The sequence below is a fragment of the Cloacibacterium normanense genome (genome assembly GCF_003860565.1).
Classification (GTDB): Bacteria; Bacteroidota; Bacteroidia; order Flavobacteriales; family Weeksellaceae; genus Cloacibacterium; species Cloacibacterium normanense.
On sequence record NZ_CP034157.1, the window covers coordinates 2,658,234 to 2,682,894 of the forward strand.

Annotated in this window: 24 protein-coding genes; 6 read left to right on the forward strand and 18 right to left on the reverse strand. The window is 32.5% G+C overall.

The features are described 5' to 3' along the window. Positions 1 to 17: 17 nt before the first annotated feature. The 9 genes from EB819_RS12195 to EB819_RS12235 all read right to left on the reverse strand — a co-directional run bounded on the left by EB819_RS12195 (position 18) and on the right by EB819_RS12235 (position 7,613). Entirely contained in the window at positions 18 to 311 is a 294-nt protein-coding gene (locus tag EB819_RS12195) for a hypothetical protein (protein ID WP_069800120.1), read from the reverse strand. A gap of 13 nt (positions 312 to 324) precedes the next feature. Continuing rightward, positions 325 to 1,002: a carbonic anhydrase gene (locus EB819_RS12200; RefSeq protein WP_069800122.1), complete on the reverse strand. Its 678-nt coding sequence runs from the start codon at positions 1,000 to 1,002 to the stop codon at positions 325 to 327. Positions 1,003 to 1,128: 126 nt separating this feature from the next. Further along, positions 1,129 to 1,683: a serine acetyltransferase gene (locus tag EB819_RS12205; RefSeq protein ID WP_069800124.1), complete on the reverse strand. Its 555-nt coding sequence runs from the start codon at positions 1,681 to 1,683 to the stop codon at positions 1,129 to 1,131. An 87-nt stretch (positions 1,684 to 1,770) separates the two neighbouring features. Beyond that, a complete protein-coding gene (locus EB819_RS12210; RefSeq protein WP_069800126.1) occupies positions 1,771 to 2,919 on the reverse strand; it encodes a glycosyltransferase in 1,149 nt (382 codons plus the stop codon). Position 2,920: 1 nt separating this feature from the next. Further along, a complete protein-coding gene (locus tag EB819_RS12215) occupies positions 2,921 to 3,835 on the reverse strand; it encodes a glycosyltransferase family 2 protein (protein ID WP_069800128.1) in 915 nt (304 codons plus the stop codon). Positions 3,836 to 3,906: 71 nt separating this feature from the next. Beyond that, positions 3,907 to 5,073, reverse strand: coding sequence for a glycosyltransferase (locus tag EB819_RS12220; protein WP_069800130.1), 1,167 nt, complete (start codon positions 5,071 to 5,073; stop codon positions 3,907 to 3,909). Next, the gene (locus EB819_RS12225) at positions 5,073 to 6,092 is read right to left on the reverse strand and encodes a glycosyltransferase family A protein (RefSeq protein WP_069800132.1); all 1,020 of its coding nucleotides are present in this window, start codon (positions 6,090 to 6,092) and stop codon (positions 5,073 to 5,075) included. Before EB819_RS12225 ends, EB819_RS12220 begins: the two co-directional genes overlap by 1 nt. After that, the gene (locus tag EB819_RS12230; protein WP_069800134.1) at positions 6,086 to 7,054 is read right to left on the reverse strand and encodes a glycosyltransferase family 2 protein; all 969 of its coding nucleotides are present in this window, start codon (positions 7,052 to 7,054) and stop codon (positions 6,086 to 6,088) included. The genes EB819_RS12225 and EB819_RS12230 overlap by 7 nt, the downstream gene beginning before the upstream one ends. 4 nt (positions 7,055 to 7,058) lie before the next feature. Then, on the reverse strand, positions 7,059 to 7,613 hold the full coding sequence (locus tag EB819_RS12235; protein WP_074650878.1) for an acyltransferase: 555 nt from the start codon (positions 7,611 to 7,613) through the stop codon (positions 7,059 to 7,061). Between the two features lie 82 nt (positions 7,614 to 7,695). Here EB819_RS12235 and EB819_RS12240 point away from each other — a divergent pair, with 82 nt between their 5' ends. Beyond that, positions 7,696 to 8,694, forward strand: a complete 999-nt coding sequence (locus tag EB819_RS12240; RefSeq protein WP_069800136.1) for a glycosyltransferase — start codon at positions 7,696 to 7,698, stop codon at positions 8,692 to 8,694. On the opposite strand, the gene EB819_RS12245 is transcribed toward EB819_RS12240, so the two are convergent. Genes EB819_RS12245 through EB819_RS12255 form a run of 3 tightly spaced genes read right to left on the reverse strand, consistent with a single transcriptional unit; the run spans position 8,691 to position 11,182 of the window. Next, positions 8,691 to 9,368 carry an NAD-dependent epimerase/dehydratase family protein gene (locus EB819_RS12245; protein ID WP_069800138.1) on the reverse strand — a complete coding sequence of 226 codons (678 nt, stop codon included), beginning with the start codon at positions 9,366 to 9,368 and terminating at the stop codon, positions 8,691 to 8,693. The two genes, EB819_RS12240 and EB819_RS12245, sit on opposite strands and share 4 nt — an antisense overlap. Beyond that, positions 9,365 to 10,168 carry a glycosyltransferase family 32 protein gene (locus EB819_RS12250; RefSeq protein ID WP_069800140.1) on the reverse strand — a complete coding sequence of 268 codons (804 nt, stop codon included), beginning with the start codon at positions 10,166 to 10,168 and terminating at the stop codon, positions 9,365 to 9,367. Before EB819_RS12250 ends, EB819_RS12245 begins: the two co-directional genes overlap by 4 nt. A 12-nt stretch (positions 10,169 to 10,180) precedes the next feature. Continuing rightward, complete coding sequence (locus tag EB819_RS12255) at positions 10,181 to 11,182, reverse strand: glycosyltransferase family 2 protein (RefSeq protein ID WP_069800142.1); 1,002 nt, start codon at positions 11,180 to 11,182, stop codon at positions 10,181 to 10,183. A gap of 69 nt (positions 11,183 to 11,251) precedes the next feature. Between EB819_RS12255 and glf the strand changes: the two genes are divergently transcribed. Continuing rightward, a complete protein-coding gene (glf, locus tag EB819_RS12260) occupies positions 11,252 to 12,361 on the forward strand; it encodes a UDP-galactopyranose mutase (protein WP_069800144.1) in 1,110 nt (369 codons plus the stop codon). Here glf and EB819_RS12265 read toward each other — a convergent pair. The 6 genes from EB819_RS12265 to EB819_RS12290 form a co-directional block, all read right to left on the reverse strand. Continuing rightward, a complete protein-coding gene (locus EB819_RS12265; RefSeq protein WP_069800146.1) occupies positions 12,358 to 13,452 on the reverse strand; it encodes a WaaS/CpsH family glycosyltransferase in 1,095 nt (364 codons plus the stop codon). The two genes, glf and EB819_RS12265, sit on opposite strands and share 4 nt — an antisense overlap. A gap of 2 nt (positions 13,453 to 13,454) precedes the next feature. After that, positions 13,455 to 15,251 carry a peptidase domain-containing ABC transporter gene (locus EB819_RS12270; RefSeq protein ID WP_069800148.1) on the reverse strand — a complete coding sequence of 599 codons (1,797 nt, stop codon included), beginning with the start codon at positions 15,249 to 15,251 and terminating at the stop codon, positions 13,455 to 13,457. Positions 15,252 to 15,254: 3 nt separating this feature from the next. Next, positions 15,255 to 16,115: a glucose-1-phosphate thymidylyltransferase RfbA gene (gene rfbA, locus EB819_RS12275; protein ID WP_069800150.1), complete on the reverse strand. Its 861-nt coding sequence runs from the start codon at positions 16,113 to 16,115 to the stop codon at positions 15,255 to 15,257. A gap of 54 nt (positions 16,116 to 16,169) precedes the next feature. After that, positions 16,170 to 16,550, reverse strand: a complete 381-nt coding sequence (locus tag EB819_RS12280; protein WP_069800152.1) for a GxxExxY protein — start codon at positions 16,548 to 16,550, stop codon at positions 16,170 to 16,172. 28 nt (positions 16,551 to 16,578) lie between these two features. Then, positions 16,579 to 17,661 (reverse strand): dTDP-glucose 4,6-dehydratase, encoded by a 1,083-nt coding sequence (gene rfbB / locus EB819_RS12285; protein ID WP_069800154.1) that lies wholly within the window; start codon positions 17,659 to 17,661, stop codon positions 16,579 to 16,581. Positions 17,662 to 17,741: 80 nt separating this feature from the next. Further along, positions 17,742 to 19,052, reverse strand: a complete 1,311-nt coding sequence (locus EB819_RS12290; RefSeq protein WP_069800156.1) for a UDP-glucose dehydrogenase family protein — start codon at positions 19,050 to 19,052, stop codon at positions 17,742 to 17,744. A gap of 191 nt (positions 19,053 to 19,243) precedes the next feature. On the opposite strand from EB819_RS12290, the gene rimP reads away from it, so the two are divergent. The 4 genes from rimP to EB819_RS12310 all read left to right on the forward strand — a co-directional run bounded on the left by rimP (position 19,244) and on the right by EB819_RS12310 (position 24,642). Beyond that, complete coding sequence (rimP, locus tag EB819_RS12295; protein ID WP_069800158.1) at positions 19,244 to 19,711, forward strand: ribosome assembly cofactor RimP; 468 nt, start codon at positions 19,244 to 19,246, stop codon at positions 19,709 to 19,711. 57 nt (positions 19,712 to 19,768) lie between these two features. Further along, complete coding sequence (gene nusA, locus EB819_RS12300) at positions 19,769 to 21,004, forward strand: transcription termination factor NusA (RefSeq protein ID WP_069800161.1); 1,236 nt, start codon at positions 19,769 to 19,771, stop codon at positions 21,002 to 21,004. 60 nt (positions 21,005 to 21,064) lie between these two features. Further along, positions 21,065 to 23,941 carry a translation initiation factor IF-2 gene (gene infB, locus EB819_RS12305; protein WP_069800163.1) on the forward strand — a complete coding sequence of 959 codons (2,877 nt, stop codon included), beginning with the start codon at positions 21,065 to 21,067 and terminating at the stop codon, positions 23,939 to 23,941. A 293-nt stretch (positions 23,942 to 24,234) separates the two neighbouring features. Beyond that, positions 24,235 to 24,642, forward strand: a complete 408-nt coding sequence (locus tag EB819_RS12310; RefSeq protein ID WP_158005963.1) for a TonB-dependent receptor plug domain-containing protein — start codon at positions 24,235 to 24,237, stop codon at positions 24,640 to 24,642. Positions 24,643 to 24,661 lie beyond the last annotated feature (19 nt).

Here is a 24,661-nt window from a genome sequence, read left to right on the forward strand (position 1 = left end):
CTATGAAATTTTAGAAATTAAACTTCTGGTGGCGGAGAAAATATCGATTTGAAAGGACTTAGATGAATAGAATCGTCCTTAAGGATGTATTTACTGATTTTTTTATCAGAAAAGAAAACGCCAATGAAATCTTTAGAATTATAAGGTTTTGGCGGAAACTTTTCATTGTAATTGGCGAGATTATTTTTAACCTCTTCTTCTGAAATATTATTATTGAGCGTAGGAATTTCCCAATCAAAAATCACAGCGATACTTGGTAAAGCTGTAAAATTGATGAAAACTGCCAGAACAAAAATGCTCAAATACTTCATATCGTAAACTTTCTTAGAAGTTTTTATTATTTTTTCTGCTCATCACCCAATCAGAATTGGTTAGGTCATAAACTTTTTGAATATTTTTCAATATTTCTTCGAAATCTATATTTAAGTCAATTAATTTCCCTGTTTTTAGGTCGAAAACCCAACCGTGAACTATAGGATATTGGTCTAAAATATATCTTTCTTGTACGCAAGCCATTTTAATAACGTTGATGCATTGCTCTTGAACATTGAGTTCAATCAATCTATCATAGCGTAATTGCTCGTCTTTTATCGCGTCTAATTCTTCTTGGTGCAATCTGTAAACATCTCTGATGGTTCTTAGCCAAGGATTCATTAATCCAAAATCTTGAGGCGTCATCGCTGCTTTTACACCACCGCAACCATAATGGCCACACACAATAATGTGTTTTACCTTTAAATGTTGTACTGCATATTGAATGACAGCGGTAGAACTCATGTCTAAGGTATTCACTAAATTGGCAATATTTCTATGCACGAAAACTTCGCCGGGTTTCATGCCCATTAATTCTTCTGCGGTTGCACGACTGTCGCTGCAACCTATGTAAAGATATTCTGGACTTTGACCTTCTGCTAATTTTTTAAAAAAATCAGCATCTTGACCTAGTTTTTCTTCAATCCACTTTCTATTATTTTCGAAAATAGTTTCGTAGCTTTTACCCATAATTTTTCAGTTACAAATGTAGAATAAAAAATTTTTAAATACATCTAAATTCTGATAGATAGCGTCAATTTTTATTCCAAAATAAGGATTTTAAGACTTTTTAACAGTCTAGTTTGTGGTGCAAATTTATACTTTATGATTGATATAATCTTCAGTAGCATTAAGTTTTGATATAATTTGAGCAGGATTTCCTACTACTACAGAATTGTCGGGAACATCTGTGTTGAGATAAACATTTGGAGCGATTAAGACATTATTCCCCACTTTTACTTTGCCCACGATGACAGCATTTGTGCCAATCCAGACCTCGTTTCCAATTTCTGGAACGCCTTCATGTTTCCCTCGGTTCGCTTGTGCAATGGTTACTCCATGCATAATATTACAGTTTTTGCCAATTTTTACTTTTGGATTAATCACCACCGTTCCCCAATGTCCTAGATAAAAACCTTCGCCAATTTGTGTTTCTGGATAAATTTGAAAACCATATTTAATCTGATGATGGCGCAAAACGAATCTCCAAAAAATTCCCAAAACCGATTTCTTGGAATGTTGTTGGCATTTTCTCAAAAGATAAACGTAATGCAAATTAGGATTGATGCATTTTGCCCAAATTTCAGTTGTAGAAAGCCATTTTCCGCTTTCTCTGTAAAAATCTTTTTGGATGATTGTTTTCTCTGACATACGGCAAATGTATAAAAACTCTCGCTGATTAAGCAGATTTTGCTGATTAAAAAATATCTGCTTAATCAGCGCAATCTGCGAGATTTATTATTCGTCAATAATTTCCATAATTTTATTCACGGAATTTTCTAGGTTGAACGGCATTTTATAGTCTTTCAGATTTTCTTGATATTGAGAAAAACTTTCAGGATTGGAAAGTGCTTTTTTCATGCCTTTGTAAATTCCTTGTTCAGAATTTTCTACAATTAAACCGAGTTTTCCGTTTTCTAACATTTCTTGAACTCCTGAAACATCAGTGGCAATGATGTTTTTCTTCAAAGTGATGGCTTCAAATAAAACGGTAGGGAAACCTTCGTATCTTGAACTCAAAATGTAAAAATCTGCTGCTTTAACATAAGGGAAAGGATTTTCTGTAAAACCAAGCATTTCGGCAGTTTTACCTAAACCGAGTTCTGTTTTTAAATTTTTAATATTTTCAAAATCATAGCCATCTCCGATGATTTTAATTTGATGTTGATAACCTTCGTCTAACAATTTTTTGTGAACTTTTAGCAATCTGTCGAATCCTTTTTGCGGAAAAACAGTTCCCACCGAAACAAAGGTTGGTTGATGATTTGTCATGCTGAGCGGAGTCGAAGCATCTGACTTATTCAAAATCTCTTCTGTGTTCAAAGGATTATAAATCCTCACAATTTTATATTTTTCGACTTCGTTTTGGGCTAAATTTTCAAAATCTTTTTGGATGTGTTCAGAAATAACCATGATTTTATCAAAACCAAAAAACTTGCGAATTTCTTGGTCGGTATAGTTGTGAAATTCAGTTTTTCTTAAGTCATTGTGAATCCAAACGATTTTTTTAGAAGATTTGATTGGTGAGTTCAGAATGTCATCTCTCATTCCGTGAATGGCAGCAAATTCTACATCATATTTCTTATTTTTCAGAATCGTAGAGTAGAGAATTTTCGGAAATGTTTTCAATAAATTTTGATACAAAACACGATAAGCTTTCTTCGGAATATCTTGAATTCTGTTGGTGGTAATCATTCCACCTTTGTTCAAGTAAAGTACATTAATCCAATCAGGAACTTCTGCAAGATATTTTCCAGAGTATAAATTCAGCAATAAATCTATTTCGTATTTGTCTTTTGGAAGATTTTTAAGAAAAGTCACCAGAACTTTTTCTGCGCCACCATGACGCAGAGAACCAATTCTGATGAGGATTTTTTTCTTTTCCAAATTATTTTAATTTTTGATAAATTATTGAAAAAGGGAGTGTTATAATTCCTAAAAATTTTATCCAAGGATTTTTAATTTTTGTAAATATAGAAGAAATTTTTCTTCCACTTTTTAAAGCATAGGTTTGGTAACCAATTAAGTTTCTAAGCAATGCTTTGGGATAAAAAAACAATTGATTTCCGTATGAATTGAGAAATGAAAGATGACCTTCTGTCAATCCAAAAAGATTTTTTCCGCTCCATCTTGTATTGGAAACAGAAGCTTCATCGTCATCATCTTTTAGGTAAAATCGCACTATTTTATTCACAAATCTGGTCTTAATTCCTCTAGCATCATAATCATTGAAAATCACACTTTGCGGAATATAACCTTTGCCTTCGTATTGACTAAAATCTTTGCCGGAAATTTCTCTTTGATAGGTTTTGGTAATAAAAATCCCAAATTTATCTCCTCTAACTTTGTATTTGTAGCGCATCTCGAAAATGCTTCCATCAAAACCATTATTTGGATATTTATCACCAACAATTTTGCCGTTTTCATCAGCAGAAAGTCCCATCACAGAAATATAATCGTCTTGATTTTCTATTTTTTCAACTTCTGAAATTAAATTTTCTAAAGCGTCTTCTGGATATGCATCATCAGAATCTACCACCATAAAATAAGGTGTTTTCACCATTTTTACGCCTTCCAAAACCGTTAAAAATTTATGGCGGTTTTTATCTTTTTTATAAATAATTTCAAAAAAAGGATTCAGCAATTGGAAATTTTCTACCACTGTGGAAGTATTATCCGTGGAACCATCATCTAAAATAATCCAAAGAAAATCTTTGAAACTCTGATGAAGAAGAGATTCAAAAACTTTCGGGAGCGTTTTTGCCCGATTGTAAGTGGGCGTGATAATGGTAATTTTTTTCATTGGAGATACGAGATACGAGATACGAGATACGAGATACGAGGTTTTACTCGAAACTCGAAACACGCATCAATTTATTTTATTAATTTTTTATATTGTTGTTCAAAAACTTCGGTGACTTGTTGATAGATTTTCTTTTCATCAAATTTTTCATCAGCATTTAGAGTTCCTTCGGTGATTTTTTTGACCAATTCGGGTTCGATAAGAAACCTTTTCATGGCTTCGAAAATTTCATTTTCATCAAAGTTAACTAAAATTCCGTCTTTTGCATCATCTATCATTTCTGGAATTCCGCCTACATTGGTAGAAATGATTGGTTTATGCAATCCCATTACTTCGCCAATCGTTAAAGGGTAACTTTCAGATTTTGAAGGAAGTACAAAATAATCAGCCGCTTTTACATAAGGCCAAGGATTTTTTTGAGAATCTAGAAGCAGAAACGTTTTTTCTACGCCCAATTCTTTTGCTTGATTTTTCAAATTTTCCATCTCGTTTCCGCCACCAATTACAGCGATAGAATGCATCAAATTTTCGTCTAAAAGTCTTTTATGAACACGCATCAGTTCGGCATAACCTTTTCTATGATGCAATCTTCCTATGGAAATAAAAGTAGGTCTTATCTCAAAATCTGCTTGAAATTCTTCTGCTTTTTTTCTTACTTCTGGGAGTTTTATCACGTTGTAAATCACAGAACTTTTTGGGTAAGAAACACCGTATAAATCTTCTATCACTTGTCTGGTTTGCGCAGCGCCAAAAATCATCCAGTCGAATTTTTTCATCAAATTGATGCGTTTCATGACTCTGTTTTGGTCTGTGTCATAACTTACATCTGTGTGAAACCAACCGATTTTTCTAGATTTTTTGTTGGGAGAATTCAGCACCATTTCAAATTCCGCATAACCTGGCGAAACTTCTATGTCAAAATCTTCCTTTACTTTTAAAGCATATAAAATGGAGGGGAATTTATCGAAAATTTCTAGTTTTAGTCTTCTTAATCCGAGTTGAAATTTTTGGATAAAAGGATTTTTCGACATTTGTTCACGGCCTTTTTCTACCACGATGAGTTTAATGTCTTTCGGAATTTCTGTAACCAATTCGCCTTGATACAAATTGAGCATCAATGTAAAATCAAATTTATCCTTAGGTAAATTTCTCAATAAATCAAGAACTACTCTAGGAACTCCGCCCATTTCTAATGAGCGAAGCCTAAAAAGAACTTTTATTTTTTTTTGATTCTCCATTATTCTACTTCACAGCCTAAATTTTTGTACTGATTTTTAAATTTTAGCACCCAATTTCTAAATGCTGTTTTATCTATTTTTTCGTTTAAAAATTTCTCAAAATATTCTAAAGAAAAATCTTTGGGGAAATTTTGCATTTCATCAAAACTACCATTGAGCCAAGCCTGATTAATGAGATGATTAAAGTAATTCACATCAAAATCATCACCGTATTTATGGTAAGAATTGGTTGCCGAGGATTGGAAAGTGGTTTTCAGTGCTTCTTTTTCTAATTTTGCAATAAAATTAGGATTGTCTTGATGTTTTCGGTAGTAATTAGAAGCATTTCTGAGTTGTTGTTTTTCGTCTACTTTTCCTTTGGCGTTTTTCCAAATGTGTAGCCAATATTCTTTTTGCCAAAATCCCATCAAAATAGAATTGAGCGCCCAATATTTTTGTTTGGTGGCATTATCTACGATTCCTAATTTGTAAAGAATGGTAAATAACTTGAATTTATTATAAAAGAATAAATCGTTAAAAAATTCTGGAAAAAGGAGTAAGTTTTTCGGTTCCACTCGAAGAATTTCTTCTGTTATTTCTGAAATTTCTACAAATTCATCATCCTTTTTGTTGCCTAGCCAACCTAACTTTAGCAGTGAAATTTGATTTTTTTTACAAATTTCTTGTAAATCATTCACGTTAATTTTATGAGTAAACCAAACGTCATCTTCTATCATCATAAAGTATTCCGAAGCGTTTTTTGCAGTTCTGTACCATAAATTGGTAGGAATAGTGAAGCCGTCAATTTCTTTTCCAAATTGTAAGTTTTCTGCAATTGCTGCAACTTTATTTTGATAATTTTCAGATTTTATAATTTCTATTTTTGGGTGCTTTTCTTTGATTTTAGAAAGATAGATTTCTGGGGTTCCATCATCAAGCACTTTTACGCAAAAATCCCCTTCTACAAAGCTTTCTATGCTTTGCAAACAGCGGTCTAAGTAAAACGGACGGTTAAAGGATTTGATGAAGATATTTACCATGAAAATAGTTTTTTTAAAACTCTGAAAAATGACAGTGGAACACTAGAAAACAACACGTACTTGAAAGGAATCTTTTCTTTGGGATAATATTTTTTGATTTTTCTTATGAGAAGAACTATTTTTTCTTTTTTATTGAGTTTAATGGCTGTTTCTAATGCGAAAAATAATTCCTCTATTTTGTGTTTAAATTCGAAGTTGTTAATCTCTAATACTTCTTCATTGTTGAAGGTTTCGTATAAATCTTGTCCGTTTTCTTTTCTTAATTTATAAAAGTAAAGTGCTTTCTCTACCATTAACTTTTTTACAAAATTATCTCCTTTTCTAGAAATAGAACTTTCTAAAATTCTATAATGGAGGAGCTTTTCATTTATGTTTGCGAGTTTTTTTCCTTGGGTAATTAAATTGAGATAAAGGTCGTAATCTTCACAATAGATGAATTTTTCTCTATATTTTATGTTTTGATGATTTCTAAACATGATGACTGGGTGAAAAAGTTGAATTTGAGAAGTTATTTTATTTACGATTTCTTCATGTTCTAGTGCACCTATTTTTTCTCCGATGATTTCATTTTTTTCGTTTATAAAATCAATCTGAGCTCCAACCATAGATATTTCAGGATTGTTTTCTAAAAAAATGACTTGTTTTTGGAATCTTTCAGGCAAAGAAATATCATCTGCATCCATTCTTGCAACGTATTTTCCTTGTGCCATATTTAAGCCTACATTTAAGTTTTTTATAAAACCTTTTGGACCTTCATTTTTCTCTTTTTGTATGATTTTTATTCTGTTGTCTTTCTCTTTGAATTCTCTTAAAATTTCTAAGGTTTTATCAGTAGAACAGTCTTCAATAATGATAAACTCAAAATCAGTAAAAGTCTGATTTGTTATAGATTCTATGGCACTGTGTAAAAACTTTTCCGCATTGTAAACAGACATTATTACAGAAACTAGAGGAGGATTCATGGTTTTATAGCGGTTTTATTACCAATTCTTGTTTATTAATCACGATAGAATTAGCAGGAATATCTTTGTGGATTACACAGCCCGCTCCTAGAATTACATTGTCGCCTATTGTTACTCCTTTTAAAATGATGCAATTAGCACCAGTCCAAACGTTATTTCCGAGTTTTACAGGAGCGGTATTAAATTCTGTTTTAGATACAGAGAAAGGTTCGGTAGTATATTGATGATTATGGTCGAAAATTTTCATTCCTTCCCCTAAAATACAATTTTCGCCAATTTCTATTTTTTCATAGCACGCAATGGTAGCTCTTGTAATATAGGTGTTTTTTCCGATGATGAACTGACCATTTTTCTTGAGGGCAATATTATTAGATTCATTGATGGTTACTCCTTCTTCTATGGTAATTTCTGCGTTTTCAGAAATGTCTATATAATTGTTAATGCCTAATTTAAAAGAAGAATTAACGCTACTTTTTTTGTTTTTAAAGAATTTTTTTCTCTGGTCTTCAGAAATTAATTTTTTTTGGAGATTATAGAGTTTAATCAGTAAAGATTTCATTTTTCATCGGTTTTCTATTACAAATTTATCAAAATAATTCTATTTTTGCTTATTAACAAATGTTTTAAACTAAGTTCCATCCATGAATCTTCCTTTAGTTACCATTTCTATACCCATTTATCAATGCGAAAATTATATTATTAATTGCTTGAAATCGGTAGTGAGCCAAACGTATCAGAATTTAGAAATACTTTTGGTGGATGATTTTGGGAATGATAACAGTATGCTTTTAGTAGAAGATTTTGTTCAGAAAAATCTTCATTTAAATTTCAAAATTTTAAAAAATAAGAAGAATTCTGGGCTTTCAGTCGTGAGAAATGTAGGAATTGATAACGCTCAAGGAAAATATATTTTCTTTCTAGATTCAGATGACGAAATTACGCCAGATTGCATCTCGAAAATGGTAGAAATTGCCGAACGTGGACAGGTAGAAATGGTTTGTGGAAATACTATTGGTTATAAAGTTTCTAATAAAATCTCTAAAGAATTATTTATAATTAAAAGTGAGAAAGACATCATCACAAATGCAGATGATGCTTTTGATTCTTTTATTAATGGGGAATATCCTGTGAATTCATGTAACAAACTAATACGAGTAGATTTTTTAAAAAAGAACAAGTTATATTTTACAAGAGACTTGTTTGCTCAGGATTCTTTACAAAGTTTTGAAACTGCTCTTAAACTTCAAAGAATTGCTTTTCTAAAAGAGTCAACATATATTTACAACCTTCATGATGAATCTGTAATTCATAATAGGAATAAAAGAAATTTTGACAATTGGATTACGATTATTTCAATCATTGAGAAATATTATAAATTAGAAAAAAATAAATATAGAAAGAGTAAAATTCTAAGTCATATAGTTGAATATAAGGATGCAACGCTTCTCATGAATTGGAAGGCACAGAAAAATGAGCAACTCTGGAAGTACAGTTATGATGCCTACAAAAAACTCGCTTCTCTAGCTTTTGCAGATTATTGGAGTTCTGATTTTTCTAAAGAGACTAAAAAGAAGAACTTCTTACAAAACCTTCCGACGGATATTGGTTATAAAATTTTTAGAAAAAGATTTGGGAGCTAGTAATATCTTTCTAAAATTCTCAGCAAATAATTTTCCTTGTTGGTCAGCTGATGTTTGATGAAATATTGCTCTACTTCTGGAATAGAGATTTTATATGTTTGTCCGCTTTTGTGTAGTTCTGTTTTGGCATTTTTAGAGAAGAATTTTTCTAAAATTTCTAAAATTTCTGAAGTTGAAAAATTCTCCAAATAAGCTACATTAATGATTTGATTTAATCTTCCTTGGTCGATTAATTCTAACGTAATATTTTTAATGTCATCTCCGTCAATAAGGTTTCTGGTGGCCAAAGTATGTACATTGATGATTTTTTCTTCTTTCACAGAATTGACCAAATAATTCATCAAAAGATTGGGATTTCCACCTTTGCCAACTGCGTTACTCACACGGAGAATTAAATATTTATGTGCCATATCTTCTACCAATCTTTCCATTTTTAGTTTATGATTTACGTAGAGACTTCCATTTTTAGAAGAATCATAAATACTACAAGTAGAAAAGTAAATGAAGATTTTTTTAGGATTTTCTGTGAGGTGTTTTCTAAGAAGGTTTTCTTCTCGCAGAAACGCAGATTTTTCGGTTTCTAGAGAGTTAGAAACGCCACTTGCAAAGAAAACTACATTTTCTCTGTCTTCATTTTTAAATAAATTCGCAATGAGTCCGTTTCCTACAATCATTTGATTTTTAGTTTTTTAAAAATTTGATTCTTGAGATATTTCACTAAATAAGAAAGCGGGATTTGATTTAAAACTTTCTCTATTTCTATTTTCTGATGATTGTACACTACGTTTTTTACATTGGTTTTTCCGTCTGGAATTTCAGAGAAAAGTTTCATCAAACCATACGTATTGACTAGATTTTTATAGGTGTTTTTTTCTTCGCTCCATGCTCCATGCCAAGAACCAGAAAAATGATGTGCAATATAATTCTTCGGTAAATCTAGAGAAAAGTAAGTGGAAGGAAAAAGTTTTACCCCGAATTTCAATTCCTGAAAAGCATCTTTTTCAGCATCAGCTCCATATTTTTTGACCAATAAATCAGAGAAAATATGGGTGTTCGGAATTTCTTCGAATGTATTTTTGTCCAGATAATATTGTAAAATGTCTTTTGCCAGTTCATGATTTTTTTCAACCGCCCAAAATGCAGAATAAGGAATTCCCTTCATTTCAAAGCCACAAATAGCTTGATTTTCTAAAAATTCATTGAGCGGAAGTTTCAGTTCCATGTCTGTATCTAAATAAAAACCGCCATGTTCGAAGAGGACTTTAGCTCTTGCAAAATCTGAAACGTAAGCCCATTTTTTATTTTCGTAGGCTTTTTGGGAGAATTCGCATTGGTTTACATCAAAGTTATCTTCTGTCCATTCTATGATTTCAAAGTCTGGTTGGATTTTTTGCCAACTTTCTATACAATGCTTTACAAGAGGAGACTTTTCACCTCTTCCAAACCAGAAATAATGTATTTTTTTAGGAATCATTAAGAGTTGTTTTTAAGCATTCAGTTTTAATCTCATATTTTTAAAAACATCAAAAAGATGAATTTTTCTGTTTCTGAGCAATGAATAATCTATTTTTCTAAATTTTAAATCACTTTGTAAAAATTGTAGTGCAGCATTAGGAAGTTTTGAAATTTCTTTCAATTGAGATAATCTTTCTTTCTTGGAGACATCGTTTTTATACATTCTGTCTAGAATATTGATTCGGAAATGCTTTTCCACCTCGGCGATTATTTTTTTCTTATCAGTTTCAGAAATTTGATAATTTTTAAGAGCGAAAACAAAGAATTTTGTTTTGAACTCAAAACGTGTAAGTTCTCTATCGAAAGGTCTTTTTTGGTTAGAAATAGAACCGGGATTATAGATGTAATGATAATTTGCCTTATCTATGAATTTCATTTTTTTGATGTGAACGAAATATTCAAAATTCCATTTTTCATCATCTGCTAATTTTATGGCAGGATCGAATTGTAGATTGTTTTCTTTAATGATTTTAGCAGAATAAATTTTATTCCAAGGATAACCACCGGGAACGTAATGTGCGTTTTCGTGAAATAATTTCCCAAAATCTTCTTTTAAAACAAAAGATTTATTCTGAAATCCAAAAAAATGTGTTTCAGACTTTTCGTCATTATCACGATTACAATCTTGTATAATCAGCGTTTCGTCATCTTCTATGTGGTCTACAAAATCTTGAAGAAAGTCTTTTTCTGCCCAATCATCAGAGTCTACAAAAACATAAAAATCGCCAGTTGCGAGTTCCATTCCTTTATTTCTAGCATTACAAACGCCACCGTTTTCCAGATGAAGAACTGTAATTCTAGGATCTTTTTCTTTAAACTCATCACAAATTTTTCCGCAATTGTCTGGTGAACCGTCATTTACTAAAATCAGTTCAAAATCAGTAAAACTTTGGTCAAGAAGAGAAGAAATACATTTTTCTAAGTATTTTTCTACATTGTAAATGGGAACAATTACTGAGATTTTAGGATTCATAGTTTAATTTTAACAAAAACAAATGTAAAGATTTAAAAAATAATATCTTTACAAAAATTTTGAGAAAGTATGAAAAAGTATGACCATCTGATTGTAGGCGCTGGTTTTTTTGGAGCGATTTCTGCGTTTGAACTGACTAAGAAAGGATATAAATGTTTGGTGATAGAAAAAAGAAATCACATTGCAGGAAATTGCTATACCGAAAATGTAGAAGGCATCAATGTACATAAATACGGAGCGCATATTTTTCATACGAATGATCAAGAAATTTGGGATTATGTAAACGCTTTGGTAGAGTTTAATAGATATACCAATTCGCCCGTGGCAATTAATAATGGGAAATTGTACAACTTGCCATTTAATATGAACACGTTCTACCAAATTTGGGGCGTAAAAACTCCAAAAGAAGCTGCCGATAAAATTGCAGAACAGACAGAACAGTACAAAGATATTACTCCCAAAAATTTAGAAGAACAAGCACTAAAATTGGTAGGAGATGATATCTATAAATTGCTCATCAAAGAATACACCGAGAAACAGTGGGGAGTAAAAGCTACAGAGCTGCCTGCTTTTATCATCAAGAGATTGCCTGTGAGATTTACTTTTGATAATAATTATTTCAATGATAGATTTCAAGGAATTCCTATGGGTGGTTATACTAAAATTTTTGAAAAATTATTAGAAGGAATAGAAGTACAATTGGAAACAGATTTCTTTGAAAATAGAGCCTATTTCGAAAATATTGCCGAAAACATTATTTACACCGGTCCGATTGATAAATTCTTTAATTACGAAGCAGGAAAACTGAATTACAGAAGTCTAAGATTTGAAAATGAAACCTTAGATATGGAGAATTTTCAGGGAAATGCCGTGGTGAATTATACCTCTCACGAAGAAGCTTTTACCAGAATTATAGAGCATAAACATTTTGAATTCGGGACTCAAGAAAAAACCATTATTACCAGAGAATATCCACAAGATTGGAACGAAAATTTAGAGCCATATTATCCAGTAAATGATGAGGTGAATAATACGATTTACAATGCATACAAGAAAAAAGCAGAAGCGCTAGAAAATGTAATTTTCGGAGGAAGATTAGCGGAATATAAATATTATGATATGCACCAAATTGTAGGATCTGCTTTGGCAAAAATGAAAAAAATTCCTGCTAAAAATTAACCTAAATATTCTATTTTTTGGTAATCGCCAATTCTGAAAATATTTTTCACCCAGTTTTTAATGCTGTATTTTTCAAAAATTTCTGGTGGTAGTTTTTGATAAGGAACAGAGATGAAATCTTTAATCTGGTCTTGATATTCATCTATTTTATCGAAATCTACAATTAAAATATTTTCTGGTCGGTAGAAATCATAGTTTTTCACCGTTTCATTGTCGGTAATGAGTTTTACTTCGTAATACATACATTCGAAGAAGCGAAAAGATAACCCAATGTGATGTTTTTTTCTGATGTCTATTACGATTTTAGAAGATTTCGTTTTCTCCATCGCTTCGTGATAAGAAACGTAATCGTAGATGTATTCAATTTTTGGGTTTTTCAGTTTTTCGTATTCATTTAATAGAAAATTTTTCTCCAAATGAATTTTGACCTCAGTTTTTCCTGTGAAGTTTTTTAATAATTTTTCTAATAATAAATCACGTCTTTGTTCAGGTAATTTTCCACCAAGAGCGCCTATGTAATATAAATCCAGTTCTTTAGCATTGTAATTTTCTCTGTTTTCATCAAAAACATAATAATTGGTCAAAAAATCCATTTTCAGCTCTGGGAATTTCTTGATGTCGTTTTGGTCAAAAGAATAAAGATACTTGAAATATTTTCTACTTTTATGTAGACTTTCTAAGAAAAAAGGTCTTATTCCGTCCCAAATGTAACCAACAGTTATTTCGCCTAATTCAGATGCTTTTTTGATAAATTTCGGTGTAAATTCGTCAGGTTTTATGATGAGAACAAAATCAAATTTTTGATTTTTAAAAAGTTTTAATTTTTCTAAATTGAAACGATTGTAATGATTTTTTTCGGCTATATAAATGTAGGTTTTATCTTTCTTTACAATTCTGTGATAAATATTTTTCAGTTTATCATCCCAATTTTTATTTTGAAATTTTGGCGGATTTTCTACTTCTAAAAACTCAACTTTTAAGCCTAATTTTTTCAGGTTTTCAATCATAGGTTGATGTAAACCTTCGGAAAATTTTCTCCAAGGTTGATAGATCACCAATATTTTTTTTCCTGAAAGTTCTAGGTCTGTCATGCTTATCTGTTCATGTCTTGCATCATCGCCATTTTTCTGAATCTTTCTGAATTTTGATAAAGTTCTGCGTAGTTTCCAGAAGCGATGATTTTTCCTTGGTCTAGAAGATAAATTACATCTACATCTTTTATGGTAGAAAGTCTGTGCGCGATGATGACCATGGTAAATTTACCTTTTAGACTATCAATATTGTCTTTAATAATCATTTCTGTTTCAGAATCTAGTGCCGAAGTTGCCTCGTCCATAATCAGAAGTTGAGGATTTTTATAGAGTTCTCTTGCAATAGAAATTCTCTGTTTTTGTCCACCAGAAATAAGGATTCCGTTATTTCCTAAAGGAAGATTTTCGTCATTTTTGTGAAAAGCTAAAAATTCTTCCAGAGAAGAAAGTTGAATGGCTTTTTTAAATTTTTCTAAATTTTCTGGTGTTTTAGGAGCCCAAAACGTGATATTATTGTATAAAGTGTCATCAAAAATCACAGATTCTTGGGTAATGTATCCTACGTGTTCGCGGAAACTATTGATATTATAGTCGGCTAGATTTTCTTTTTCTTTGAAGAATATTTCCCCAGAACTTGGCGCAACCAAACCACAAATAACATTGGCCAATGAAGTTTTTCCAGCACCACTTTCTCCTACCAATGCGATAGAGGTTTTTGGTTGAATACTAAGGTTGATATGGTCTAAAACCAGATGTTGATCGTATTGAAGAGAGATATTGGTTAATATAATTTTTTCAATGCTTTCTACGATTTTCGGTTTTTCTGCTTCCGAAGATTTTTTAAATTCTGAAAGCATCTCTTCCACCGAATTGAGACCAGGAATATTGGTTAGAAACCTATTCCAGTAGGATTGCATAGAGGTTAAGTAGCTAAGAGAACGATGGAATAAAAGTAAGCTAGCCATCATAGAAGGCATGTTTCCACCCATAATGTTGATTTGAACAATGATTACGATTACTATAATGATAATAATAAGAGGCTCTCGTAAGCTATCTGAAATAGCGGTTATTTTCCCGATTTTGTATTGATTTTCTTCGGAGAGTTCTATTTCTTTTTTTATTTTTTCTTGGTAAGGTGCTATATAATTGGTGGCTTTCAGATATTTAAAATGATTGATATTTTGAAGCAAAAATGCTTGGAAATTTTTACCAATTTGTGATAATCTATTGGCGTATTTTTTAGTGAAAATATTGAGGTATCGGAAAATGAAATTGGTAATTAAACCGCCGAGTAAAACTAATAATGCAAACTGCCAGTTAGATAAAAATGCTAATCCTAAGTATGTAATCACCATGATTACATTTTGCAAGGTGAAGAAATAAAGAATCAGCGATTGTACTAATCTTCCTGTTTCACCGGTCATGTTGTTTTGGATAACGCCAGAATCTATTTTAGAAAACCCAATGTAACTGGTGTCTCTTAATCCTTCTACTAATCTAAATCTTATTTTTCTTGTAGAAGCTAATTGAATTTTACTGAATAATATAGTTCTGATGTAAGATAAAATACCTTTCAAAAAAAATATTATAACCATCAAGATTAATGCGACGGTAAGCGTTAGCTGAAAACCTGTTTTTTCTATCAAGTCTACCAAAAATTGTAATTTTCCTAATGATTGGTTGTCGCTTTTTGTATTCGTAGAAAGGTAGAGTAACGGGATGAATAAGGTGAGGCCAATCCCATCAAGAAGTCCCACTAGAAAATTAAGAACAACATATACGTAAAGTTTATACCCTACAATTTTTCGGTAATAATTGAAAAAACCTATAACAGATGTATGTTTAGATGAATCTGCCATGCATTAATTCACTAATTTTTTTAAATAATCACCATAACCACTTTTGCCATATTTTTCTGCAGCTTGCAAAAGTTGTTCTTTATTGATAAAGCCTTTCTTGTAGGCTATTTCTTCTATGCAAGAAATTTTGAAACCTTGTCTTTTTTCTAAAACTTTTACAAATTCTGAAGCTTCGTGAAGAGAATCAAAAGTTCCTGTGTCTAGCCAAGCGGTTCCACGAGACATTACGCCCACTTCTAATTCTCCTTTTTCTAGATAAATTCTATTAACATCTGTAATTTCTAATTCTCCTCTTGGCGAAGGTTTCAGATTTTTGGCAATTTCTACTACAGAGTTATCATAGAAATATAAACCTGGAACTGCGTAATTAGATTTTGGGTGTTGAGGTTTTTCTTCGATGGATAATGCTTTGAAATTCTCATCAAATTCTACCACGCCATATCTTTCGGGGTCAGAAACTTGATAAGCGAAAACGCAACCTCCCTTTATGTCTGTTTTGCTTTCTAAAAGTTGAGGTAAGCCACTTCCGTAGAATATATTATCTCCCAAAACTAAGGCAACAGAATCCTCGCCGATGAATTCTTCTCCTAAAATAAAAGCTTGAGCCAAACCATCTGGAGAAGGCTGAACTTTATATTCAAACTTACATCCAATAGAAGAACCATCTCCCAATAATTTTTTGAAACTTTCTTGATCTTGAGGCGTGGTGATAATTAAAATCTCACGAATCCCTGCCAAAAGCAATACAGAAAGCGGATAATAAATCATGGGTTTGTCATAAACAGGCATAAGTTGCTTGCTTACTGCAATGGTAAGCGGATACAATCTAGTTCCTGAACCTCCTGCGAGAATAATTCCTTTCATAATATTTACACGAATTGCACGAATTTTCTCTAATCTATCGAATTTTTCGTTGAGTTATAAATTAATTATTCTTTTATATTTCAAGGATTTTTCACCGAAATTGATGAGCAGTCCTAATTTTTTATCTGTAGCTTTTAAGTAGTTTAATGTTTGTTTTGTGAAATTTTCATGAATGAAAGAAACTGCTTTAATTTCTAATATTATGTTATCAAAACAAATAAAATCTGCTTTATATTTTTTATCTAATTTTTCGCCATTGAAAAATAAATCAAGTTTTACCTCTCTCTTATAAGGGATATTATTTTTAACAAATTCTTTTTCTAATACCTCACAATAAACAGCTTCTAAAAATCCATTTCCTAAAGTAGAATGAATGTTCATGCAAATCCCAATAATTTTATAGCTTTCTTCTTTAAAAATTATTTTTTCATCCATCAATTAGAGAAATTCCTTTTAATTGGAGTTATTTAGAATATTGCGAAGCATAATACTTCTGATAATCTCCCGAAGTTACATTGTTTAGCCAATCTTCATTTGCCAAGAACCAATCGATGGTTTTCGCTAATCCTTCTTCGAAAGTTACACTTGGTTTCCAGCCTAAATCTTTGTTCAATTTTGTTGCATCAATCGCATAACGTTTATCGTGACCTGGTCTATCTTTTACGAAAGTAATCAATTTCTCACTATAACCTGCTGGTTTTCCTAATTTTGCATCCATTTGTTTGATGAGTTCTTTAATCAAATCTATGTTTTGCCATTCATTCCAGCCACCGATATTGTAAGTTTCACCTGTTTTCGCTTCATGGAAGATTTGGTGAATTGCTTTAGCATGATCTACTACATATAACCAGTCTCTGGTGTATTTTCCATCGCCATAAATTGGCAAAGGTTTCTCATGGATAATATTATGAATGCAAAGCGGAATTAACTTTTCTGGGAAATGATTCGGCCCATAATTGTTAGAACAATTAGAAATCACGAAAGGCAATCCGTAGGTGTTTCCATAAGAACGCACGAAATGGTCAGAAGCTGCTTTGCTGGCAGAATAAGGCGATTTCGGGTCATAAGAAGTTTCTTCGGTGAAGAATCCTGTTTCGCCGAGCGCACCATAAACTTCGTCTGTAGAAACGTGGTAAAAAAGGTTTTCTCTTTTTCCTTCAGGAAAGTTTCCGTGGGTGTGTTCTGGATTGAGCGTCCAAAATTCTTTACATAAATTCAGAAGATTTGCCGTTCCAAAAACATTGGTATTGATAAAAGCATTCGGGTCTGTGATGCTTCTGTCTACGTGAGACTCTGCAGCCAAATGAATGACTGCATCAGGATGATGTTTCTCGAAAACTTTTCTGAGTTCTTCAGGTTGGGTAATATCTGCTTTCTCGAAAAAATAATTGGGTTCGTTTTCTATATCCTTTAAATTCTCAAGATTCCCAGCATACGTTAAAGCATCTAGGTTAATGATGTTATATTCTGGATTGTTTTTTACAAATTCACGAACTACGTGCGAACCTATAAATCCCGCTCCTCCTGTTATGATGATGTTTTTCATATTGTTGCAATCGGCTTTCAGCAGTCAGCAATTAGCTTTTTTAATATTTTACTTGTATCTTTTTACTTTTTACTTGGTTCTTACCTAACGGTTTTTCTTCCGATAGATTTGTAGAAGAAACCACTTCCTTCTGCTTGTTCCATAGAGAACATATTTCTACCATCGAAAATCACTTTGTTTTTCAGTTTAGAAGCCATTAATTCAAAATTAGGATTTTTGAATTCACTCCATTCTGTGGCAATTAATAAACAATCTGCACCTTCTAGAGCAGAATACATGTCTTTTGAGTATTCTATTTTGTCGCCTAAGATTTTTCTTACATTTTCTTCTGCGATGGCATCATAAGCTACGACTTGAGCTCCTTTTTCTAATAAAAGTTCTATATTATCTAAAGAAGAAGCTTCTCTAATGTCGTCTGTATTTGCTTTAAAAGCCAATCCCCACATTGCAATCTTTTTACCTTGAATATTTCCTCCGAAATATTTTTCGATTTCGTCTACTAAGATTACTTTTTGTTTTTTATTGATGTATTCTGTGGCTTCTAAAATTTTAAAATCAAAATTTTCTTCTTTTCCTGATTTGATTAATGCTTTTACATCTTTTGGGAAACAACTTCCTCCGTATCCAATTCCTGGGAAAAGAAAACGATGCCCAATTCTATCATCACTACCCATTCCAAGACGAACTTTGTCTACATCTGCGCCTACTTTTTCGCAATAATTGGCGATTTCGTTCATGAACGTAATTTTCACTGCTAAGAAAGAATTGGCAGCATATTTGGTTAATTCTGAAGATTTTTCATCCATGAAAATAATCGGAACTCCAGTGTTGGTAAATGGCTGATAAATTTTTGCCATAATGTCTTTTGCTTTTTCAGAAGAACTACCTACCACTACTCTAGAAGGATTCATAGAATCTTCCACTGCGAAACCTTCGCGTAAAAATTCTGGGTTAGAAACCACGTCAAAAGGGATTTGAGTTTTAGCAGAGATTACTTCTCTTACCTTGTCTGCAGTGCCTACAGGAACGGTTGATTTGTTTACAATCACTTTATAACTCGTCATCATTTCTCCAATTTGATTGGCTACACTAATGACGTATGATAAATCAGCACTGCCATCTTCTCCTGGCGGAGTAGGTAAGGCTAAATAAATAACATCAGATTTATCCAATGCTTCTTTTATGTTGGTGGTAAAGAATAATCTCTCTGCCTGTATGTTTCTAAGGAACATTTCCTCTAATCCAGGTTCGTAGATTGGGACGATGCCCTGTTTCATTCTTTCTACTTTATTTTCGTCAATGTCTACACAATATACAGTGTTACCAAGTTCGGCGAGGGTGGTGCCAGTTACGAGTCCTACGTATCCGGTTCCTACTATTGAAATATTCAAAGCTTTATATTTTTAAAATTTATGCAAAGTTAATGAATTTTTGAGTTCTAGGGTAAATTCTTAATCTTTTGAAAACCAACAATCTTTGCAAAATTCAAAATTATTATGTATATTTGCCTCGGATTTACGGAAAAGAAATGGGAAGGCTTCGAAAGAAAGCCTTTTTTCGTAGCGTAACCTCAAATGTGATTATGGATTTTAGAGCAAAAGTAGAGCAACTCGTTCATGAGTTTTTAGAAACTAGAAAAGACCTGTATCTCGTTGATTTAAAGATTTCTGCAGGAGATGATATTACGGTAATTTTAGATGGAGATGAAGGTTTAAGTCTTCAGGATTGTTTGGATGCAAGTAGAGCAATAGAATTTAACCTTGATAGAGAAGAGCATGATTTTTCTTTGCAAGTCATGAGTCCTGGCTTAAGTGAGCCGTTGAAACTTCCTCGTCAGTTTAAGAAAAACATGGGCAGAGAAATAGAAGTACTTCTGAATTCTGATGAGAAAATACAAGGTGAAGTGGTGGCGGTAGATGAAGATAAAGTAACCATTGTACTAAGATACAGAAGACCTAAATTAATAGGGAAAGGGAAAGAAGATGTGGTAGAAAATAAAGAAATTCCTTATACTGAGATAAAAAAGGCTCTTGTAGTCATTAAATTTTAGTCTTTTTAGGGCTAAAAATGGTTTAAATAACATTAAAATTAATATAAAAAAATTAAAATGGACAATTTAGCGTTGATTGAATCCTTTGGTGATTTTAAAGACGAAAAAGGGATTAGTAAGATTGATTTAATGGCCATCATTGAAGATTCATTGAAAACTCTTTTGAGAAAAAGATATGATTCTGATGACCATTTTGACGTGATTGTAAACCCTGATAAAGGAGATTTTCAGATATTTCTAAATAAAACAATTGTGGAAGATGAAATGTCAGAAGATGATGATTTAGAAATAGAAATTTCAGAAGCGAAAAAAATAGACCCTACTTTCGAAGTAGGTGAAGAATATACTCAAGAAATTCCTGTAGCACAACTGGGAAGAAGAAATATTTTAACCCTTAAACAAATTCTAGCAACTAAATTGCAAGAGCATAACAATGCAATGCTTTATGAGCAGTTTAAAGATAGAATTGGAGAATTGGCCATCGGTGAAGTACATCATATTCGTCACAAACATGTAATTTTGCTAGATGACGAAGGTAATGAATACATTTTGCCAAAAGAAAACCAAATTCCTTCTGACTTTTTCAGAAAAGGAGATAATGTAAGAGCGGTAATCGAAACGGTAGATTTCAAAGGTTCTAAGCCTCAAATTATCGTTTCTAGAACTGCTCCTAAATTCTTAGAAAAGTTATTAGAACTTGAGATTCCAGAAATTCAAGATGGTACTATTATTTTGAAAAAAGTAGTGAGAATTCCTGGTGAAAAAGCGAAAATCGCGGTAGATGCTTATGATGATAGAATAGACCCAGTTGGAGCTTGCGTAGGGGTAAAAGGTTCTAGAATTCATGGCGTGGTAAGAGAATTGAGAAATGAAAATATAGACGTTATTCAATGGTCTAAAAATTCAGAAATTCTTGTGAAGAGAGCACTTGGTAATGTAACGATTAATAAAGTAGAAATCAATGAAGATGAAAACTACGCACTCGTTTATACGCCAGTAGAAGAAATTTCTAAAGTAATCGGTAAACAAGGTCAAAATATTAGATTGGCATCTTGGTTATCTGGTTTTGAAATAGATGTTTACAGAGAAAAACAAGCAGATGATGATGTGGAATTAACAGAATTTGACGATGAAATCGAAGCTTGGATTATTGCTGAGTTTAAGAAAGTAGGTTTAGAAACTGCGAAAAGTGTGTTAGATAAAGATACAGAAGCGCTAGTAAACATGACAGACTTAGAGGAAGAAACGATAGAAGAAGTAAAAAGAATTCTAAAAGCAGAATTCGAAGATTAATATCTTTAATTTTATAACAAAAATAATTTGGCTTAATAGCCTAAAAGCAATTTACAATCAATGCCAAAAATTAGATTAAATAAAGCGGTAAAGGAATTTAATATCTCGATGTCTAGATTAGTAGAGTTTCTACAATCAAGAGGCTTCGAAGTAGAAAGCAATCCAAACGCTCAATTAGAAGAAGCGGCATATGCAGCATTAGAAGCGGAGTTTGCTAGAGATAGCGAACAGCGTAAAGCTTCTCATGAGGTAGTGATTTCTAAGGTTCCAGAAGAAAAGTTAGAAATTGAACCTAAAAAACCAGAAGTGATCAAAGCGAAAGCTCCATCTATCGGTGAAGCTAGAGTTTTGGGTAAAATAGAATTAGAAAAACCTAAGGCAGAAGTTCCTGCTGTAGAGCCAGTAATCGCTCCAGAGGAACCTAAAAAGGAAGAAATCAAAAAAGAAGAGCCTAAAAAAGAGGAGCCTGTGGAACTTAAAGTTTTGGATAAAATTGATTTAAGTAAAATAGAATCTAATAAACCAAAACCTTCTCCTAAAAAAGAAGAAAAACCTAAGCAAGAAGCTCCGAAATTTGAGAAAAAAGAACTTCCAAAGCCAGAAGTGAAAAAAGAGCAACCAAAAGCTCCGGTAAAAGAAGAAACCACTTCTGTTAAATTTGATGAGCCTGAAAAAATTAAAACGGTTTATCAAAAATTAGATGGTCCAAAAATTGTCTCTACAGAAAAAATAGACCTTTCTCAGTTCCAAACTAGACCTTCTAAACCAGATCCAAATAAGAAGAAGCAGAGAAAGAGAATTAATAATGGTCCAGCTCCTACACAAGGTCAAAATCAACAAGGTCAAGGTGGTGGTAACAATAACCAACAAGGTGGCGATAAAAAACCTTTTAACAGAGATAATAACAATCGTCCAAACCAAGGTGGTGGAAACAACAACCAAGGTGGTGCGAACAGAAACAGACCTCATAGCCCTAATTATAAAGGAGGAGGTGCTCATAAAGGCAGAGAAAAAGTAATGCCTGTAGAACTTTCTGATGAGCAAATTAAAAATCAAATTAAAGAAACTTTAGAAAAACTCACCAATAAAGGAGGTAAATCTAAAGGTTCTAAATATAGAAAAGAAAAGAGAACCTACCGTAGAGAGCAGGATGAATTACAGCAAGAACTAGAAGCAGCGGACAGAACACTTCGTGTTACGGAATTTATCACTGTTTCAGAGTTGGCATCTTTAATGGATGTAAGTGCTACAGAAGTAATTTCTGCGTGTTTCTCTTTAGGGGTAATGGTTACCATGAACCAAAGATTAGAAGCAGATACACTTACTTTAGTGGCTGATGAATTTGGTTACAAAATAGAATTTGCAGATGCAGATTTAGAAGCAGAATCTGAAGAAGAAGTACAAGATACTGAAGAAGATTTATTACCAAGAGCTCCTATTGTTACGGTAATGGGACACGTAGACCACGGTAAAACTTCATTATTAGACTACATCAGAAAAACCAATGTAATTGCTGGTGAATCTGGAGGTATTACACAGCATATCGGTGCATACAATGTGAAATTAGAAGGAGGGCAAAGAATTACATTCTTAGATACCCCTGGTCACGAAGCCTTTACCGCGATGAGAGCAAGAGGTGCACAAGTTACCGATATTGTAATTATTGTAGTTGCTGCGGATGATGATGTAATGCCACAAACCAAAGAAGCGATTGCTCACGCACAAGCTGCTGGTGTTCCTATGATTATTGCCATCAATAAAGTAGATAAACCAAACGCTAATCCAGACAACATTCGTCAACAACTTTCTGGAATGAATATTTTAGTTGAAGAATGGGGAGGAAGTGTACAAGCTCAAGAAATCTCTGCGAAATTTGGTAATAATGTAGACTTATTATTAGAAAAAGTATTGCTTCAAGCAGAAATGCTAGAACTGAAAGCTAATCCTAATAAACATGCAACTGGTGCAATCATTGAAGCATCTTTAGATAAAGGAAGAGGATATGTTTCTACTGTATTGGTACAAGCTGGTACACTTAGAGTAGGAGATTATGTAGTAGCGGGTAAAAACCATGGTAAGATTAAAGCGATGCTAGATGAAAGAGGAAGACAGCTTACTGAAGCTGGTCCTTCTATTCCTGTAACGATTCTAGGTTTAGATGGAGCGCCAACTGCTGGTGATAAATTTAAAGTTTACGAAGACGAAAGAGAAGCGAAATCTATAGCAAACAAGCGTGAACAATTACAGAGAGAACAAACCATCAGAACTAAAAAACACCTTACTTTAGATGAATTAGGAAGAAGAATTGCTCTAGGTGATTTCAAAGAATTGAACATTATCCTTAAAGGAGACGTGGATGGTTCTGTAGAAGCGCTTTCTGATCAGTTACAAAGACTTTCTACTGCTGAAATCAGCGTGAATATTATTCACAAAGGTGTTGGTCAAATCACTGAGTCAGACGTGTTATTAGCTGCAGCATCTGATGCTATTATGATAGGATTTAATGTAAGAGCTGGTGCTAACGCAAAAGAATTGGCAGACAGAGAAGAAATAGAAATCAGAACTTATTCTATTATCTATGCAGCAATAGACGATGTAAAAGAAGCGATGGAAGGTATGCTTTCTCCGGAGATCAGAGAACAAGTAATAGGAAATGTAGAAATTAGAGAAACGTTCAAGATTTCTAAAGTAGGTACTATTGCAGGTTGTATGGTTCTCAACGGAAAAGTAACCCGTAATTCTAAAATTAGACTTCTGCGCGATGGAATTGTAAAATACGATGGTGAATTAGAATCTCTAAAACGTTTCAAAGACGATGTAAAAGAAGTTACCAAGGGTTATGAGTGTGGTCTTAACATTAAAGGCTATAATGACATAGAAGTAGGTGATATCTTAGAAGTCTATGAAGAGATAGAAGTAAAGAAAAAACTTAAATAGTTTATTTACAATAGCAAATCCCGAGTAACATCGGGATTTTTTATTGACTAAATGCTATTTAGAATCATTATAAATAATCATTATTGTTTTTGATGAATTTTTAAAAAACAGCATGATAATTATGTTTTGGATGTAAAATAACTAAAATTACACACTTGTTAATGATTAGATTTGAAATGTAATTTTTTATCAATAAAATAAACTTGGTATTGCATAAAATTTAACATATTTAATATTTGGTTATGTTAAAATTAATTAACATTTTTGCCGCAATAATATTAAATATTGTTAATATGAATGGGAAATTAAAAGTTTTAACAGCTGGTGTACTTTTTTTTATGGGTGGACAATTTGTTCAGGCTCAACAAAAAAAAGACGAGGCAAAAGAAAAAGAAATTGAAGAAGTAGTAGTTGTAGGTTACGGTACGCAGAAAAAATCTGATGTAACGGCAAGTCTAACTACAGTGAAAGGATCTGCTATTGCAGATAAGCCAGTGCAAACGTTTGACCAAGCGATGGCAGGTAGAAGTACTGGGGTGCAAATAACAGTCCCAAGTGGTGTGCTTAACGCAGCACCAGTTTTTAGGATAAGAGGAACAAGTTCTATCTCTCTGAGTTCTTATCCTTTAATTATTATTGATGGAGTACCTACATTTACAGATAATAATAGTACTACTTCGGCTGCAAGTAATCTCCCTTAGCTTCTATTAATCCATCAGA

Bases quoted from the DNA above. Each gene is read 5' to 3' on its own strand.
- EB819_RS12195 (WP_069800120.1), bottom strand. From the start codon at position 311: ATGAAGTATTTGAGCATTTTTGTTCTGGCAGTTTTCATCAATTTTACA.
- EB819_RS12200 (WP_069800122.1), bottom strand. From the start codon at position 1,002: ATGGGTAAAAGCTACGAAACTATTTTCGAAAATAATAGAAAGTGGATT.
- EB819_RS12205 (WP_069800124.1), bottom strand. From the start codon at position 1,683: ATGTCAGAGAAAACAATCATCCAAAAAGATTTTTACAGAGAAAGCGGA.
- EB819_RS12215 (WP_069800128.1), bottom strand. From the start codon at position 3,835: ATGAAAAAAATTACCATTATCACGCCCACTTACAATCGGGCAAAAACG.
- EB819_RS12220 (WP_069800130.1), bottom strand. From the start codon at position 5,073: ATGGAGAATCAAAAAAAAATAAAAGTTCTTTTTAGGCTTCGCTCATTA.
- EB819_RS12225 (WP_069800132.1), bottom strand. From the start codon at position 6,092: ATGGTAAATATCTTCATCAAATCCTTTAACCGTCCGTTTTACTTAGAC.
- EB819_RS12230 (WP_069800134.1), bottom strand. From the start codon at position 7,054: ATGAATCCTCCTCTAGTTTCTGTAATAATGTCTGTTTACAATGCGGAA.
- EB819_RS12235 (WP_074650878.1), bottom strand. From the start codon at position 7,613: ATGAAATCTTTACTGATTAAACTCTATAATCTCCAAAAAAAATTAATT.
- EB819_RS12240 (WP_069800136.1), top strand. From the start codon at position 7,696: ATGAATCTTCCTTTAGTTACCATTTCTATACCCATTTATCAATGCGAA.
- EB819_RS12245 (WP_069800138.1), bottom strand. From the start codon at position 9,368: ATGATTGTAGGAAACGGACTCATTGCGAATTTATTTAAAAATGAAGAC.
- EB819_RS12250 (WP_069800140.1), bottom strand. From the start codon at position 10,168: ATGATTCCTAAAAAAATACATTATTTCTGGTTTGGAAGAGGTGAAAAG.
- EB819_RS12255 (WP_069800142.1), bottom strand. From the start codon at position 11,182: ATGAATCCTAAAATCTCAGTAATTGTTCCCATTTACAATGTAGAAAAA.
- glf (WP_069800144.1), top strand. From the start codon at position 11,252: ATGAAAAAGTATGACCATCTGATTGTAGGCGCTGGTTTTTTTGGAGCG.
- EB819_RS12265 (WP_069800146.1), bottom strand. From the start codon at position 13,452: ATGACAGACCTAGAACTTTCAGGAAAAAAAATATTGGTGATCTATCAA.
- EB819_RS12270 (WP_069800148.1), bottom strand. From the start codon at position 15,251: ATGGCAGATTCATCTAAACATACATCTGTTATAGGTTTTTTCAATTAT.
- rfbA (WP_069800150.1), bottom strand. From the start codon at position 16,115: ATGAAAGGAATTATTCTCGCAGGAGGTTCAGGAACTAGATTGTATCCG.
- EB819_RS12280 (WP_069800152.1), bottom strand. From the start codon at position 16,550: ATGGATGAAAAAATAATTTTTAAAGAAGAAAGCTATAAAATTATTGGG.
- rfbB (WP_069800154.1), bottom strand. From the start codon at position 17,661: ATGAAAAACATCATCATAACAGGAGGAGCGGGATTTATAGGTTCGCAC.
- rimP (WP_069800158.1), top strand. From the start codon at position 19,244: ATGGATTTTAGAGCAAAAGTAGAGCAACTCGTTCATGAGTTTTTAGAA.
- nusA (WP_069800161.1), top strand. From the start codon at position 19,769: ATGGACAATTTAGCGTTGATTGAATCCTTTGGTGATTTTAAAGACGAA.
- infB (WP_069800163.1), top strand. From the start codon at position 21,065: ATGCCAAAAATTAGATTAAATAAAGCGGTAAAGGAATTTAATATCTCG.
- EB819_RS12310 (WP_158005963.1), top strand. From the start codon at position 24,235: ATGAATGGGAAATTAAAAGTTTTAACAGCTGGTGTACTTTTTTTTATG.